Raw genomic sequence first — 15,865 nt, 5'->3', positions numbered from 1 at the left:
CCCCGACTGCGCTTGATGCGACACTTTTGTCCTGAAATGTGTGGTTGTGTCGCGTGGGGTGTAGTTGGTGACGCGCGACGAGAGAAACGCGCGAGCAAAGCTGGTGACCCACAAACGCACAACTGATGCTTCTCAAACACAAAACTGGTGGTCACGCGACATCAATCGCATGACCACCAGCTTTAACGTGTGATGGCGAGGGGTGTGAGGCTCAGTTGCGCTCTTCCGAGGGGTTCACTTTCCCGTGAATTCCACTTCGCTGTCATCTTGTTGCGCCGGAGGCTCACTTCTGAGTGAACTCACTTCGCCGAGAGCTCACTCTTCGGTTGCGGTGTCAATCTGCTCGACGCCTTCGACCTTTTCAGGTTCGGTGGTGGGAAGGTCGACAGTCGTTTCCAGGTCGGCCCAGTATTCTTCGGCCCAGGGATCTTCGATCGGCTGGCTACGCTTCCAGAGCACGTAGCCGGCGCCGGCGACGGTTGTTGCAAGGGCGGTCCATCCGATGGCGCGGAGGAAGCGGTGTTTCTTCACGATGACCTTCTTTGTCGGGGTGGTGAGAGCTGCCTGCGATGCTTCGCTGGCGTGACGTGCGCGTTCAAGCAACGGCGTTCCCTCTGCGGCGAGCGCTGCGCCACCTTCGTGGACGGCTCGCTGGATGCGCGGAATGTAGTCTTCGACGACCTCTTCGCGTGCCTTTTCGAATGCGGGGCGTGCGCGGTCTGCTGCGTCAACGGCGCGAGCGGTGACGTCTTCGACGACCGGTGTTGCGCGGTCGATTGCTTCGTTCAGTGCTGCTTGGGCGCGAGGTGCTGCCCAGTCGATGCCCTGTTCAGCGAGTTCGGTGGCTTTCACTGCCACCCGTCCGGCGTGCACGGCGACCGCGTCGCGCAGTTGGAGTGCTTCGTTGCGAAGTTTCTCCGTGTCGAAGTTCGGTGTGTTGGCCATAGTCCGAATCCTTCCAATAGTTGCTGCGGTTTGTACCGCGTCTTCCCATTGTGCACCGAAGTTTTGTGATCTGCACCCCTAGCGACAAAATCGGGTGGCTCCAGATCATGCCTTTTGGCGCCTTTTCTGGGACGATGAAGACATGGAAGCAACACTGCACACCTCTATGGGTGATATCAACATTGAACTGTTCCCGAACCACGCACCGAACACGGTGAATAACTTTGTCACGCTGGCTCGTGGCGAGCGCGAGTGGGTTGACCCGATGACCGGCCAGAAGACGTCGCGTCCGCTTTACGACGGCACGATTTTCCACCGCGTTATTTCGGGCTTCATGATTCAGGGTGGTGACCCGCTGGGCACCGGTACTGGTGGCCCGGGCTACCAGTTCAACGATGAGATCCACCCGGAACTCAACTTCAACAGCCCCTACCTGCTGGCCATGGCGAATGCTGGCAAGCGTATGGGCAAGGGCACGAATGGTTCGCAGTTCTTCATCACGGTTGCGCCGACCCCGTGGTTGCTGGGCAACCACACCATTTTCGGTGAGGTCAAAGACGAAGAGTCGAAGAAGGTTGTCGACGCGATTGCAACGACTGCGACGGGCGCGAATGATCGTCCAGTGAATGACGTTGTGATCGAGTCGGTTTCGATCGTCGACTGAGTGTGAGGTTGGCGTGTCTCGTGTTCGGCGTGGTTTCCCGCTTGGGTAATTGTTGCTGATTGGCGAGGCCGCCTCCACTTGATCGATCACGTTTTCTTCATTGTGGGGCGGATGGGGGAGCGGATCCCGTGTGGATTCGTGCGTCTGTCCGCCCTAGGTGTATTCAGACGGTAAGAGCGATTTTGGTTGCTCGTGAGCGTCGGGAGCGGGATGGTGTGTCTGGTTTCTGGCGGTGTGTGGAGGATATAGAGCATGTCGACGCCTTTGTATGGACAGCGTTCGAACCCGTATGCGGCTCCTGAGTGCCCGCGTCACCCGGGTGTGCGTTCGGTGGATTATTGCAAGAAGTGCAATCGTCCGATGTGTGTTGATTGCACGGTGCGGACCGAGGTTCGTTCAGTGTGCGTGGAGTGCGCGAACGTTCGCAGGCCACGTGTTCCCAGTGGTCAGCCGGTTGTGACGTACACGCTGATTGGTATCAACGTTGCGTTGTTCATCTTGTCCTTCGTGTTGCCGTTGGTGGGGAATTGGCTGTTCTTTAACCCTGCGGTGGGTTACCGCCAGGTGTGGCGGTTCTTGACGACTGCGTTCCTTCACAGCGGGTTCATGCATATTGCGTTCAATATGTTGGCTTTATACTCGGTGGGTATTGAGCTTGAGCAGGTGTTGGGGCGTACCCGGTATTTGTCTGTTTATCTGCTGAGTGCGATTGGTGCGTCGCTGTTTGTTTTGGCGTGGGTCTTGATTCAACCGTCGTCGCTTGGGACGGTGACCGTGGGCGCGTCCGGCGCTGTGTTCGGTTTGTTCGGTGCGATGTTCGTTTTGCAGAAGCAGTCGGGTATGGATACGAGGGCCGTTGTGGGCCTCTTACTTGTGAACTTGCTGATCGGTTTTATTGTCCCGAATGTGTCGTGGCAGGGGCACGTGGGTGGCCTTGCCACGGGCGCGTTGGCGACGTGGATTTATTGGCGTCAGGGGCGTGCAAAGCCTGGAATTACTGCGAAAAAGCAGGAACGTCAGGCCTTGTGGATAACTGTGGGTATGTATGTTGCTGCGATCGCCTTGATTGGCTTGACCTACGAAGTGATTTTCGAGGTTCTCGGATAAATTCGTTGAAATCTCGAGGTTTATGCGAGTTATCCACAATCTGTGTGATTGTCTAAGTTACACGGATGTAATTTATCCCCAGGTGTGGAAACACCTGGGGATAACTCTTGTGATTGTTGAAATCTAGCGGGAAACCTTTATCAACAGGTCATCGCCAGCGGAGCGTCATCAAGAAACCCACCATCATGATGCCCAGGCCGATCACCATGTTCCACCAGTCGATGCCGGGAATCGGGTAAACGCCCGAAGAAATGTAGTAGACCATCAGCCACACAAGGCCGATGAGAAGAAGGGCAACGAAAGCCGGTGCCCACCAGCTGGGGCTCAGCGGAATACCTGCGGTCCAGGCGTTGAGATCCTGATCTTCGGGAACCTGGTGCTTCGTATTCTTGCGCTTTTTGTTCTCAGCCACGTTTCTCCTCAATTGAACTTTGGTGCCCTTGCCGACTACTTCTCGGAAAGGCATCGCAGAACGCTAACCCCTTTAGCGTAGTCTTCCAAGTAACGACAAACCAAAGTGCAACGCGGGAAGGAGGCATTGATGGCACACAATCAGGACGATTCGCCCCATTTGACTCCACCCGAGGCATCACAAAAATCCGATTCCTCGAGCCCACCCGCCTTTGAACCGAGGTCGCGTTCGAAAAAGAAGGCGGCCTCGTCGATGAAACCCAAGCCCCACATTTCGCACTTCGACGGCCCCTGGCACGTGGCCCTGCGCAAGCTACGGAAGTTTGCGCCACTGTCTCCACGCGCGGCCACATCCGTTTTTATTGTCACCGCGGCTTGCGGCTTGCTGTTCATCGTTTCAGCGCAGGCGAAGAATGACGCCGACAACCTCGGGCGAGATACCAACCTGATTTCGCTGGTACGAGCCTCGCAGGATGAAGTCGAAACGCTTGATTTTGAGGTGAACGCACTGCGCGACATCGTCTCTCAATACGCCAACTCGTCCGGCCAAACGCAGACCGAGGATACGTCCATTACCTCACTGGCAGCACAGCCCGTGACCGGCCCAGGTGTGACTATTACGCTCACGGACGCACCCCAGCAGGCGATTCCCGACGGTGCTACACCGAACGACCTAGTCATTCACCAGCAGGACATTGAAGACGTGATGAACGCGCTCTGGAATGGTGGCGCGGAAGCCATGACTGTCCAAGGAGTACGCGTGACCGGACAAACAGTGATCCGATGCATTGGCAACGTGATTCTTGTTGACGGACAGCCTTTTTCTCCGCCATACGTGGTGGAAGCCATTGGTGATCCGAACGCGCTCACAGAGAAGGTCAACGCAAATCCCCGTATTGTTAATTACAAGGCCTACGTTGCTTTGTATGGCCTTGGCTGGGATCTGGAGACGAACAAATCCCTTCATCTTCCCGCGGCTAGCGTGAAGACATTTAACTCATACGCACAGGTGGTGGACTAAAACATGACAAGGCGTTCCATGGCAGGCGCACATATTGCACCCCAAAAGAAGGCCTCGCCGCTCAGCGTCGCTCTTGGAGTGATTGGTGAACTCTTCATTACCGTCGCCATCGTTTTGATTGGTTTCGCACTCTGGCAGCTCTACTGGACGTCTTTCAAAGTTGAAGGACCTCGCCAGCAAGCGATCGAAACATACGCCCAAGCGCACGCGCCCGCTACCACAAACGTTGGTGAGGAACGCACGGATGACCCGCCGTCAATGACCACCAGCGTTGACCCGAACCAGATCTACGGCCTTATTCATGTCCCAAAGTGGAACTGGATGAAGATTCCGTTGGCGGAAACCACGTCGACATTCGTCCTAGACCAGGGTTTCGCAGGCCACTATGAGGACACCGCTCAGCCCGGCGACATCGGCAACTTCTCTGTTGCCGGCCACCGTCGCACCTACGGTAATAACTTCCGCTGGATCGACCGCCTGTCCGTCGGCGACCCCGTTGTTGTCGAACTCGACAACCACTACGTCACGTACACTATGGAAACCAGCGAAATTGTTGAGGCCAATGACCCGGACAACTACCGCGTCGTCGCCCCCGTGATTGATGATGTCACGTGGAGCCAGGTGCCCACGGAACGTTGGATGACCATGACTACTTGCCACCCCGAATACGGGAACTCGCAACGTTTCATTGTTCACCTGAAGTTCAAGTCATGGACTCCTAAGGACACTGGCGTGCCCAGTGCGCTGGCGGACGAACCCGCAGCCTGATCCCATTTTCTCCGCTTGAACATCGCTTGAAAAGGACATTTGATCCACATGTACGCTTGGATTTTTCGTCATCTTCCCGGACCGACATGGTTGAAGGTGATTGAGTCGTTGGTTCTGATTGGCCTTGTTGCCTACGCTCTTCTTGAGTGGGGTTACCCGTGGGCCCAGGAATACTTAGAGTTGGGCGAAGCGTCCGTCTGACCTGTTCACCCGTTGACGCTTTCGCCGTTTCAGGTGGCGTTCGGCTGATACTTTTCCGCATACGCGCGGATGGTTCGTGCCGGTTCGTTTGATCTTGGTGTCGTTGTGACGCGTTGCCAACGTGTTCTGGCGCGTGGAATCGGCGTGATTCTATCAGGGTGGCTTAAGGGGGACGAGGCCACGCCTGGACGGGCGCGGAGCTTGAAGCCTGTTGTAGCTGAGCGGAAATACGCCACTATGAGTGAGGGCGCATAGTTAAGGTTTGCATCTGTTGATGTTGCGGTGAAAGTTCCAACAACCTTCAGCGTAACCTGGCGGGGATCATATGATCCCCGCCAGGCCTCGTCAATCAAATCCACCCACGGTGAATCGGATAACTACCCACTAGCTACCCGAGTTCGCCTGACCGGAATTGTTCGGATTAGCCGGAGGAGTCTGCGGACCCTTCGACACCGTAAGGTTCACGGTCGAACCCTGGGCGACAACAGAACCCTCAGTCGGATTCACCGCCAGAACACCGCCAGCTTCCAGATTGTTCGAGTACTGCTCCGTCACCGATGTGCGCAAGCCAAGCTCCTGCAAAGTCTGAACAACATGCGCCTGGTCGTAACCAACCAAACCTGAAGGAATCGTGATCTTGCCAGAAGACACAGTCAACGTGACCGCCGTGTCCTTATTAACCGACGTGCCAGCAGCCGGGTTAGTGGAAATCACTAGACCTTCCTTCTGGCTCGGGTCATCCGACACCTGAACGGAACCAACCGTCAAGCCCTTCGCAGCCAGAGCCTCGCGCGCCTGATCCTGCGTCATACCCGTAACATCCGGAACCTCAACGCTCTTCGGGCCCGACGACAGACTGACCTTCACGGTCGATCCCTTCTTGACCTTCGAACCAACCGACGGGTTCACCTGAGCAACCTTGCCTTCTTCCACATCCGCAGAAGCAACAGGGTCAGCGGTCTGTTCATACACAAGCCCCAGAGCCTCAATTGCCTGCTTCGCGGCATCCGGGCTCATACCCACTAGATTGTCAGGAATAACAACGGATTCAGCGCCACTCGACAACTTGGCTGTCACGGTCGAACCAACCTCAACCTGATCGCCCGACGGCGGATCAGTCTCGGCGACCTTGCCTTCTTCAATCTCGTCAGAGGCAACCGTCTCATTCGAAATCGCGAACACCAAGCCAACAGACTCAACTGCGGACTTCGCCTCCGCCTGCGTCATTCCGATCAGATTGTCGGGGACAGCGACCATCTCTTTATCCGAAGAAGCATGCGACAGTGCGTACCAAATACCGCCCATCAGTAGCAGAGCCACAATGACAAGCGCGACAATAATGCCCTTCTTCGACTTCTTTTTCGGTTCTTCCTCAAACTCCTGCGTCGCAACGGGCGCAAAGGTCGTTGTCGCATTTGACGGGGAAGCAACTGCCGGAGGCAACGTTTGAGTCGGCTGCGAATTAGCTACGTTTGCCGCAGCCATCGGAACCGTGTCCGCCCACACCGCAACGGCTGGAGCATTCACGTGGCCACCGTGCGACGCTCGCATCAAATCAGCCAGCATAGAGGCAGCTGACGTGTAGCGGTCTGTGCGATCCTTTGCCAGAGCCTTCATGACGACGCGATCAAGTGCCTCGGGAACATCCGGGGTGATCGACGACGGTGTGGGAGGCAACTGCTGAACATGCTGGTAGGCAACGGCAACAGCCGAATCGCCGGTAAACGGCGGACGACCGGTCAGCAACTCAAACAGGACAACGCCGGTGGAGTACAAGTCGGAACGCGCGTCCACCTGCTCACCGCGAGCCTGCTCGGGCGACAGGTACTGGGCAGTGCCAACGACAGCGTTCGTCTGCGTCATCGTCGCCTGCGAATCGGTGATCGCACGCGCGATACCGAAGTCCATGACCTTCACCTTGCCGTCATTCGTCAACATGATGTTGCCCGGCTTGATATCCCGGTGCACCAAATGCTGCGAATGGGAGTATTCAAGCGCGCCCAACACGCCGGATACGATGGCAACGGCCTCGTTGATCGGCACCGGAGTACCGTCAGCGAGCAGTTCCTTGACCGTGTGCCCCTCAACGTACTCCATCACGATGTACGGCACGGAGATAGCACGACCGTCAGGGCCGGTCAGCATTTCCTCGCCCGTGTCGTACACGGCCACAATATTCGCGTGGTTCAAAGAAGCAGCCGACTGCGCTTCACGCCTGAAACGCGCCTGGAACACGGAGTCTCGTGCTAGGTCAGAGCGCAGCATCTTGATTGCGACAACGCGTGATAGGCGCGTATCGAAGCCCAGGTGGACTTCCGCCATACCGCCACGCCCGATCAGTGAGCGAACCTCGTACCTGCCGGCTAGACGGCGGCCCATGGAGTCTGCCATGTCTGAACCTCCTTCGTGGTGGGGAGCCCGTCACTGAGAAGCGACGTGAGTGACCCGAACATGTGCTGAAGAATGAAATATGCGCCCGCGAGAATCGCGATGATTATCAGGGCAATGATGATTGCTTGGATGATGCGTCGACCCTTTGAAACAGGTGGCGCAACCACCGACCTGTTGTACTGAGTCGGAGTCGGGGGCACGGTGCTCACCGGTGGCGCATTCCGCTTCGACACGGAGTACCAGACCTGCCTGCTCGCCTGGCTCGACGGCTTCGGTCTGACCCGCTTGGGTGGTGGCGACGACAGTTTCTGCTGGCGCGTCTTCGTCTGGGGGGACGAGGTCACGGCCTGCGTTCCTGAGCGCTTGGCTGAATCGATGGCCGAACGTTTGTCGGTGAGAGCCGGTGGTGGTGGAAGTGTCGGCGACACCGAAGCGTGAGCCGTGTCAGCCTCTTCGCGGACGCGAGCACGTTCCTTCAGTCGTTCACTGAGCTGACGACGACGCACCGCGGTTGGATCTAAGTCCACATCCCCCTTGTTCGATGGCATGGCATCTCCTGAGAGCGACTGTGAGTGTTCTGTCTGGGAGTTTACGTTTTGAGGATCCTGCGAATCTGACTGTTGCGTAAGGTTCTGCGGATCCGTTGGAGTATCAAGGCCCGCTGGGCGTTCCAGCAGTTCCTCGGGAAGACTGCGACGCTTCGTGTGATGAACCGGCGCTGCCACGGGAGACGGGTGAACCTGCGTCGGCTCCATCTTCGCCTCTGGGAATGGGTCGGGAAGCGGATGAGTTGCTACAGAAATACCCATCTGCTTTGCCGCCTTCGACAGCTCGCGGACCAACGCCACACCAGAGTCGGGGCGCTTCTCCGGCTTCTTTTCCAAGAGGTGACAAATGATGTCAGCAAGCGGACGCGGCACGTCAGAAGGCAGGGGAGGAACAGGATCATTCACGTGCGAGAACGCAATATCAACTTGCGTCTTGCCAGTAAAGGGTCGCTGCCCGGCAGCAGCCTCGTACGCAATCACACCCAAGGCGTACAAATCACCCAACGATGTCGCGATTTCCCCCATTGCCTGCTCGGGCGGAAGGTACTGAGCCGTGCCCATCACCATTCCCGCGGCGGTCAGAGCCGCCTGATTATTCGAGCGCGAAATACCAAAATCGGTCAGCTTCACGATGCCGTCGGGGCGCACCAGAATATTCGCGGGCTTAATATCACGGTGGACAACCCCGGCTTCCGACGCTGCGCCGAGCGCCATCGCGACCTGCATCAGCACGGGGACGAGGTCCTGCGTGGCAATGCGATGACCGTCTTTCAAGTAGTGATTGAGGGGCTTGCCTTCAACCAGCTCCATGACGATCCAGCCGCGACCATCCTGCTCGCCAGAATCCTGCACGTTCGCAATATTCGGGTGCTGGATACGCATCGCATTATTCGCTTCGATACGCAGACGCGACAGGGACAACTCTTCGCCAGAGAACTCCGGGCGCAATACCTTTGCGGCCACCATGCGACCGGTCACCTGATCGCGGGCCTTCCAGACCTCGCCCATGCCACCTTGAGCAATCGGCGTGAGTAGCGTGTAACGACCGCCCAGCTTCTTGCCCGCTGAATACTTTGTGGAAGAACTCATTGGATACCTGCCTCTAGAAGCGCGCGAGCAATTGGGCCGGCAACGGTTCCACCGTGAGGAGCTGGATCCGTATCGTCACCCTCGACAAGGACAGCGAAGGCAATCTGCGGATCATCAGCGGGAGCAAAACCCACCGCCCACGCGTTCGCGTGTCCGTTAGTGCCCGTTTCCGCCGTGCCGGTCTTCGCCGCCACGGAAATGCCGTCGATCGCCATGGATGTGCCCGTGCCATACGGCTGATTGACAACACCCTTCATCATCTCGGTCAGTTGCGTCGCAATATCGGCACTAATCGGGGTGCGCAACACAGTCGGGTTGGTCTCGGACTGGACAGCCAAATCAGCATCCACAACCTGCGACACCAAGTAGGGCGTCATCATCTGACCACCGTTAGCGATCGTCTGAGCAATCTCAGCCATTTCAAGTGGCGTCACCTGAACTGAATACTGGCCGATAGCGCTCATCGCCAACTGGGCCGCATCCGTCGTTTCAGGGAAAACCGAAGGAGTCACAGCAAGCGGAATCGACTGGGACGCGCCGAAACCGAAACGCGACGCCACATCGGCAAGCTGATTGTGAGAAAGAGACTGCGCGGCAAGAATGAACGACGTGTTGCACGATCGTGCAAACGCTTCAGCCAACGTCGGATTCCCATCGCCACACGTCGAAGACTCAATGTTCGACACCGTCGTCTGAGTTCCGGGAAGCACTGTTGAAACGGGGGATTCCACATTCGTGGATGGTGAAGCGACACCATTTTCGATCAGAGCGATTGACGTCAAAATCTTGAACGTCGAACCTGGCTCATAGCGATTACCCGCGATCGCACGGTTCGATAGGGGCTCGTTCGGATCTTCCGTCAGAGCCTTATACGCGTCACTCACCGCCTCGGAATCGAAGGCGGCCAGAGAATTCGGGTCATAGCTGGGAGATGAATACATCGCCAAAATCGCGCCGGTCTTTGCATTCAACGCCACGACGGCGCCCTTGCGGTTACCCAACTGATCAGCGGCAATCTGCTGGAGGGTCGGATCCAACGTCAGCACCAAGCCACCGCCCTGGCGAGAAGCGCCCGTAAACAGGTTGTGAAGACGCTGACCAAGAAGAGCCTGAGACTGTCCGTCCAATGTTGATTCAGCGGCCGACTCAAGCCCGGTTGCCTGCGAAAATGCGGACGAGAAATACCCGGTCACCGAAGCATAAAGCGGACCCTGAGAATAGGAACGCTGGAAACGATGAGAGCCCTCAATCTTCGTTGACGACGCAATCGCCGAACCCGCAACAATGATCGGACCGCGATCCGTTTCCGCCGCGTGCAAAATAGTGCGTTCATTACGCCCATCGGCGTTTAAAGACGGAGCCTGAAGGAACTGATTGTTCGTTGCAGCCAAACCAAGCAGAGCAAACATTGCGAAGATGACGATGGACAAGCGACGAATCTGATGGTTCATGCGTTCACCTCACGTGCAACTGACGGTTGGATACCTGAGTTCCACGGAGCAGGTGTGGCGGCGGGACGACGAGCCGCATCGGACACGCGAATCAACAGCGCGACAGTCAACCACGACGACACCATTGACGAGCCGCCGGCTGCCAAGAACGGCGCCGTCAGACCCGTTAGCGGGATCAGGCGAGTAATACCGCCCAACACAACGAACAGCTGAATTGCCAGCGAGAAACTCAAACCCGTTGCCAGCAGCTTCCCGAAACCGTCACGAACGGAAATGGCGGCACGTAAACCGCGTTCAATCAGCACCAGATACAGCACCAGAATTGCGGCCAAACCGGTCAAACCCAATTCTTCGGCAAGCGACGAAAGAATGAAGTCAGAATTGGCAAGAGGAACCAACTGTGGGTAGCCACGACCCCAACCTGTCCCCATCAAACCGCCCGATGCCTGACCGAACAGCGACTGCACCAGCTGGAACGACCCGCCCGTCTGCTCATAAACCTCGGGATCCAACGCGTTCAACCACACCGAGAAACGATTCGCGACGTGCGGGAATGCCTTGACTGTCAGCGCAACAGCGGGCACGAACATGACGAAACCGATGACCAGCCACGACACTCGATTCGTTGCCACGTACAGCATTGCCACGAACAGGCTGAAGAACAGGAGCGAGGTACCAAGATCGCGCTGCAAAACAAGAATCGCAATACCGATCAACCAGACAAGCAGAATCGGACCCAAGTCGCGGGCGCGAGGCAATCGCATTCCAAGGAACTGACGTCCACCAATCGCAAGATTGTCACGATTCGTCACCAAGTAGCCGGCAAAGAACAGTGCCAGCGTGATCTTCACCAGCTCGCCGGGCTGGAACGACATCGAACCAATGCGGATCCAGACTCGTGCCCCGAACGTTTCGACACCGAGCCCCGGAATCATCGGGAGCAGTAGCAGGATCAAGGACAGGACACCGAACGTGTACGTGTAACGACGCAACGAACGATGGTCCTTCAACACGATCAGAATCAACGCGGCGACAGCAATTGCGATGCCCACAAACATCAGCTGACGCATGTCGACAGTCGCCTGACCAAGCGCATCGTAGGACATATCCAAGCGATAAATCATCGCCAAACCCAGGCCGGTGAGCGCTACCGCAATCGGCAGAATCACGGGGTCAGCGAAGGGTGCCAGGAAATGCATCCCCACCTCGGCGACAATCGCAATCGCCAGCAAAATACCGGCGTGCATCGCAAGATTGCCGGGCAACTCACCCGTGCGATTAATGTTGGTCAGAACATATCCGCCAATACCGACTGTCAAAGCAACCAGCAAAAGAATAATTTCAAGACCGCGACGAGGCTTCGCGGGAGCAACGGTCACAAGAGCCATCAGTGACCACTCGCCAAACTGTTATTCGTCGAACCTGATTGAGCTCCCGACTGTCCTGAGGACGCGGATTGAGCGCTATCGTCAGACTGAGAGTTATCAGCGTTCAGTGCAGACTTAAAGCTCTTCTTGTTCAGACGCAACTGATCAATGTACTGATCGATCTTCTCGCGCGACGAACGCAGAACAGGATCCTTCAGGCGTTGACGGTCCGCATCGGTCAACTCAGCCAACGAAAGATCCGTGACTTCGACGGCGTGCGAGAACTTCCACGGTCCCAACGACTGCGGAATGCCCTGGTAGATAACGACGTAGCCATCCTGGCCGATCACGTAATACTGGCTCTGCGTCCACGACCAACCAAGCCATCCGCCAACACCGAGCAGAACAGCGACAACAAGGCCCAAAAGCGGGGCGAACCAAGCGCGACGCTTCGTCTGATCCTCGCCGTCATCTTCGTCAATCGCCAAACGGCGTTGCTTCCGCAAAGCCGCCGCGCGCCCAGCCGCACCCTCGCCACCGCGAGAAGCAGCATGACGATCAATCGCCGCCGCGCCCACAATCTGGGGAGGCCCAACCGGATACGACCCGGGCTTGACAATGTCAGCAACAACGCACGTGATGTTGTCAGGACCGCCCGCGCGAAGCGCAAGGCGAATCAACTCTTCAGCGCACTCACCGGGATCATCAATTTCGGCAAGAACAGCCCCCAACGTCTCGGGAGACACAACACCCGACAGACCATCGGAGCAAAGCAACCAACGATCGCCGACAACCGCTTCGCGGATCGTCTCATCCGGAGTCACATCCGCCTGAGAATCGCCCAAAACACGCAAAACAACATTCTTATTCGGATGGTGTTCTGCCTCTTCAGGCGTGATTTGACCGGACTCCACCAGATACTGAACGAACGAATGGTCCGTTGTTACCTGCGTGAGAGCCTCTCCACGCAAAACATAGGCGCGCGAATCGCCGATATGAACCATCGCCAACTTATTGCCCGAACGCATCACAGCAATACACGTCGTCCCCAGACCCTCAAGATCCTTGTCTCGACGAGAACGATCCGACAGTTCATCGTGCGCATCCATCAACGCTTCGCGAAGCAACGGCAGCATCTTGTCCGCAGGATACGAATCCGAATCCAGAGGAACAAGGTGCGCAATCGCAACGCTTGACGCAATATCGCCACCGGCAGGACCACCCATGCCATCGGCTAAAACAAGCAGGTTCGGACCCGCATAACCAGAATCCTGGTTATTGCTTCGAACCAACCCAACGTCAGAACGGGCCGCGCAACGGAATTCAATCGGGGCAGCTGCCATCAGCTCACCAATTCAAACGTGGTCTGCCCAATACGCACAACATCGCCCGAATGAAGCAGACGAGGCTCGCTCAGACGCTCATCATCAACGAAGGTGCCATTACGGCTACTCAAATCCTCGATCCACCAGCCTTGCTCAGAAGGCTGAAGGCGAGCATGACGCCCCGACGCGTACTCATCCTCAAGCACAAGCGTCGACGCGGGCGAACGCCCAATCACAATCGGTGTCGTTCCCAACGGAAGAACAGTTCCCACAAGCGGGCCACCCGTCAGCAACACGTTCCGTGGCACATCGGGCTCTAAGTTCCGAGCCTGGTGGCGGTTTCGTCGATTCTCTTTACGACGCTGATCAGCGGCCTTTCTGCCCTTACCACGCGGGGTAACAACCGTGCCAAACACGTCGCGACGCAACGTATTCACGGCACCCAACACGAGCAACCACAGCAGGACCAGGTACCCGATCCTAAAAACCGTAAACGCGAGATCCGAGGTCATTCATCACCCCCCGTTTCCGGGTGAGTCCAAAAGTCGATGACAGTACGACCAATCGTCAGCTGGTTACCATCCAGCAGGGTCGCAGCATCAATCTTGTGGCCCTCAACAAACGTGCCATTCGTGGAACCAAGATCAGTAGCAATCACACCGGTCGGCGTGATTCGCAGTTCAAGGTGACGGCGCGAAACGCCGGTGTCGGCGACGATAATATCGGCTTCGGTACCGCGACCAATCACCGTCACGGGTTCTGTCAGTAGCCAACGCTCGCCATTCACCTCAATGATCGGGTGCTCAGGCGAAGGAGACGAGGCAGTCGCTGGCGCGACACTCCCACGCTTATTCGAAGCCTCGACGCGCAACTTGCCTGCCTGCTCCTTGTCATCCTCGCGGAACTCAACGCTTACCGGGCCAAGCAGGGCGTACCCGTTGTCCGCAGCATGCTCGGTCGCCTGCGTTGCGAATTCGTCCGCAAGAACATTCAAGTCAGCTTCCAACGAATCCAAATCAGCCGGCGTAGCAAACACCGTGAAATGATTCGCCGCGATCGTGCGCTCCGTTGACAGCTCCTGCGCCGAATCGTCCATCGCGCGACGAATAGCCGAGTTCACATCAACCGCTTTAATGCCGGAACGAAAAACCTTCGAAAAGGCATCGTTGACACCACGCTCAACTGCGTTCTCAAAGCGATCAAAGATGCTCATGCTCGGTACTCCTAGGGACAGGCGGTATTGGACGCTTTTCTGGCGGTTGATCGCCGAAATATCGACTCTCTTCCAACGGAAAAACGCTTCGCGTGAGCGTAAATGCACACACGTAACAAAAACAGTTTAACCGTCAACGCGAAAGTGAGGGTTTTTTGCGGACGCTTCTCCACGATTTCTAGGATAAATCCAGGGGTGAAACGAAAGAGCCCCGACAACCGTGCTGGTTGCCAGGGCCCTTGTCAGTTGTCTTGAAGGAGGGGCCTTAGAAGTCCCAGTCCTCGTCCTCGGTGTCGACGATCTCGCCGATGACGTAGGAGGAACCGGAGCCCGAGAAGAAATCGTGGTTCTCGTCGGCGTTCGGCGACAGAGCCGCCAGAATTGCCGGGTTCACGTTCGTCTCGTCGGCCGGGAACAGGGCCTCGTAGCCGAGGTTCATCAGCGCCTTGTTCGCGTTGTAGCGCAGGAACTTCTTCACGTCCTCGGTGAGGCCGAGCGGATCGTAGAGATCCTCCGTGTACTGCTCCTCGTTCTCGTAGAGCTCGTAGAGGAGGGAGTAGGTGTAATCCTTGAGCTCGTCGCGGCGCTCGGGAGAGGACTCGGCGACGGCGAGCTGGTACTTGTAGCCGATGTAGTAGCCGTGAACGGCCTCGTCGCGGATGATCAGGCGGATCAGGTCAGCGGTGTTCGTCAGCTTCGCGTGCGCCGACCAGTACATCGGAGCGTAGAAGCCCGAGTAGAAGAGGAAGGACTCGAGCATCGTCGAGGCGACCTTGCGCTTGGCCGGATCGTCGCCCTCGTAGTAGGACTTCACGATCTCGGCCTTCTTCTGGAGGGGCTCGTTCTCTTCCGACCAGCGGAAGGACTCGTTGATCTCCTCGGTGGACAGGAGGGTCGAGAAGATCGAGGAGTACGACTTCGCGTGCACGGACTCCATGAACGCGATGTTCGTGTAGACGGCCTCCTCGTGCGGGGTGCGCGCGTCGGGGATAAGGGAGATTGCGCCGACGGTGCCCTGCAGGGTGTCCAGCAGAGTCAGGCCGGTAAACACGCGGTTCGTCATCAGCTGCTCGTCCGGGTGCAGGGTTTTCCAGGACTGAATGTCGTTCGACAACGGCACTTTTTCAGGCAACCAGAAGTTGCCGGTGAGGCGATCCCAGACCTCGAGGTCCTTCTCGTCCTCAATGCGGTTCCAGTTGATCGCTTCAAAAACAGGCTGAGTGCTCACTGGTCTTCTTTCAATCCGGGGTGTGCTTCGTATCCAAGCGCGGGCGTTTGGGGGTATGGACATAGCCTACCCGCGATGTGGGTGGGTAGGTGAGGTGGGCGGGCGGCCGATCTTGTGAGATCGGCCAGTTGCGCAC

The 15,865-nt window shown here is 57.2% G+C and carries 15 protein-coding genes; 5 read left to right on the top strand and 10 right to left on the bottom strand.

Annotation, left to right across the window (positions count from 1 at the left end):
• Positions 1 to 315: 315 nt before the first annotated feature.
• Complete coding sequence (locus QP503_RS03485) at positions 316 to 945, bottom strand: hypothetical protein (protein WP_103632850.1); 630 nt, start codon at positions 943 to 945, stop codon at positions 316 to 318.
• A gap of 142 nt (positions 946 to 1,087) precedes the next feature.
• Between QP503_RS03485 and QP503_RS03480 the strand changes: the two genes are divergently transcribed.
• Both QP503_RS03480 and QP503_RS03475 read left to right on the top strand, forming a co-directional pair.
• A complete protein-coding gene (locus QP503_RS03480) occupies positions 1,088 to 1,609 on the top strand; it encodes a peptidylprolyl isomerase (RefSeq protein ID WP_006680637.1) in 522 nt (173 codons plus the stop codon).
• Between the two features lie 252 nt (positions 1,610 to 1,861).
• Positions 1,862 to 2,716 (top strand): rhomboid family intramembrane serine protease, encoded by an 855-nt coding sequence (locus QP503_RS03475; RefSeq protein ID WP_103632849.1) that lies wholly within the window; start codon positions 1,862 to 1,864, stop codon positions 2,714 to 2,716.
• 148 nt (positions 2,717 to 2,864) lie between these two features.
• Here the strand turns inward: QP503_RS03475 and QP503_RS03470 are convergent, their stop codons facing one another.
• A complete protein-coding gene (locus tag QP503_RS03470) occupies positions 2,865 to 3,128 on the bottom strand; it encodes a cell division protein CrgA (RefSeq protein WP_103632848.1) in 264 nt (87 codons plus the stop codon).
• Between the two features lie 252 nt (positions 3,129 to 3,380).
• On the opposite strand from QP503_RS03470, the gene QP503_RS03465 reads away from it, so the two are divergent.
• From QP503_RS03465 to QP503_RS03455, 3 genes are read left to right on the top strand one after another with little or no spacing between them, the layout of a single operon-like run.
• Positions 3,381 to 4,148 (top strand): DUF881 domain-containing protein, encoded by a 768-nt coding sequence (locus tag QP503_RS03465; protein WP_285069533.1) that lies wholly within the window; start codon positions 3,381 to 3,383, stop codon positions 4,146 to 4,148.
• Between the two features lie 18 nt (positions 4,149 to 4,166).
• Entirely contained in the window at positions 4,167 to 4,916 is a 750-nt protein-coding gene (locus tag QP503_RS03460; RefSeq protein WP_103632846.1) for a class E sortase, read from the top strand.
• A 48-nt stretch (positions 4,917 to 4,964) separates the two neighbouring features.
• Positions 4,965 to 5,117 carry a hypothetical protein gene (locus QP503_RS03455; protein WP_006680642.1) on the top strand — a complete coding sequence of 51 codons (153 nt, stop codon included), beginning with the start codon at positions 4,965 to 4,967 and terminating at the stop codon, positions 5,115 to 5,117.
• Between the two features lie 384 nt (positions 5,118 to 5,501).
• Here QP503_RS03455 and pknB read toward each other — a convergent pair whose 3' ends face one another.
• The 8 genes from pknB to nrdF form a co-directional block, all read right to left on the bottom strand.
• On the bottom strand, positions 5,502 to 7,508 hold the full coding sequence (pknB, locus tag QP503_RS03450) for a Stk1 family PASTA domain-containing Ser/Thr kinase (protein ID WP_103632845.1): 2,007 nt from the start codon (positions 7,506 to 7,508) through the stop codon (positions 5,502 to 5,504).
• A complete protein-coding gene (locus QP503_RS03445; protein WP_179370098.1) occupies positions 7,481 to 9,145 on the bottom strand; it encodes a serine/threonine-protein kinase in 1,665 nt (554 codons plus the stop codon). The genes pknB and QP503_RS03445 overlap by 28 nt, the downstream gene beginning before the upstream one ends.
• On the bottom strand, positions 9,142 to 10,596 hold the full coding sequence (locus QP503_RS03440) for a peptidoglycan D,D-transpeptidase FtsI family protein (protein WP_285069532.1): 1,455 nt from the start codon (positions 10,594 to 10,596) through the stop codon (positions 9,142 to 9,144). Before QP503_RS03440 ends, QP503_RS03445 begins: the two co-directional genes overlap by 4 nt.
• On the bottom strand, positions 10,593 to 11,984 hold the full coding sequence (locus QP503_RS03435) for an FtsW/RodA/SpoVE family cell cycle protein (protein WP_103632842.1): 1,392 nt from the start codon (positions 11,982 to 11,984) through the stop codon (positions 10,593 to 10,595). The genes QP503_RS03440 and QP503_RS03435 overlap by 4 nt, the downstream gene beginning before the upstream one ends.
• On the bottom strand, positions 11,984 to 13,306 hold the full coding sequence (locus QP503_RS03430) for a PP2C family protein-serine/threonine phosphatase (protein WP_103632841.1): 1,323 nt from the start codon (positions 13,304 to 13,306) through the stop codon (positions 11,984 to 11,986). Before QP503_RS03430 ends, QP503_RS03435 begins: the two co-directional genes overlap by 1 nt.
• On the bottom strand, positions 13,306 to 13,800 hold the full coding sequence (locus tag QP503_RS03425; protein WP_006680648.1) for an FHA domain-containing protein FhaB/FipA: 495 nt from the start codon (positions 13,798 to 13,800) through the stop codon (positions 13,306 to 13,308). Before QP503_RS03425 ends, QP503_RS03430 begins: the two co-directional genes overlap by 1 nt.
• Positions 13,797 to 14,501 carry an FHA domain-containing protein gene (locus QP503_RS03420; protein ID WP_103632839.1) on the bottom strand — a complete coding sequence of 235 codons (705 nt, stop codon included), beginning with the start codon at positions 14,499 to 14,501 and terminating at the stop codon, positions 13,797 to 13,799. Before QP503_RS03420 ends, QP503_RS03425 begins: the two co-directional genes overlap by 4 nt.
• Positions 14,502 to 14,766: 265 nt before the next feature.
• Positions 14,767 to 15,729, bottom strand: coding sequence for a class 1b ribonucleoside-diphosphate reductase subunit beta (gene nrdF, locus QP503_RS03415; protein WP_103632838.1), 963 nt, complete (start codon positions 15,727 to 15,729; stop codon positions 14,767 to 14,769).
• Between the last annotated feature and the right edge of the window lie 136 nt (positions 15,730 to 15,865).

This window comes from Pauljensenia sp. UMB0895 (assembly GCF_030218905.1).
Classification (GTDB): Bacteria; Actinomycetota; Actinomycetes; order Actinomycetales; family Actinomycetaceae; genus Pauljensenia; species Pauljensenia turicensis_A.
This window is presented reverse-complemented; position numbering and strand designations above follow the sequence as displayed.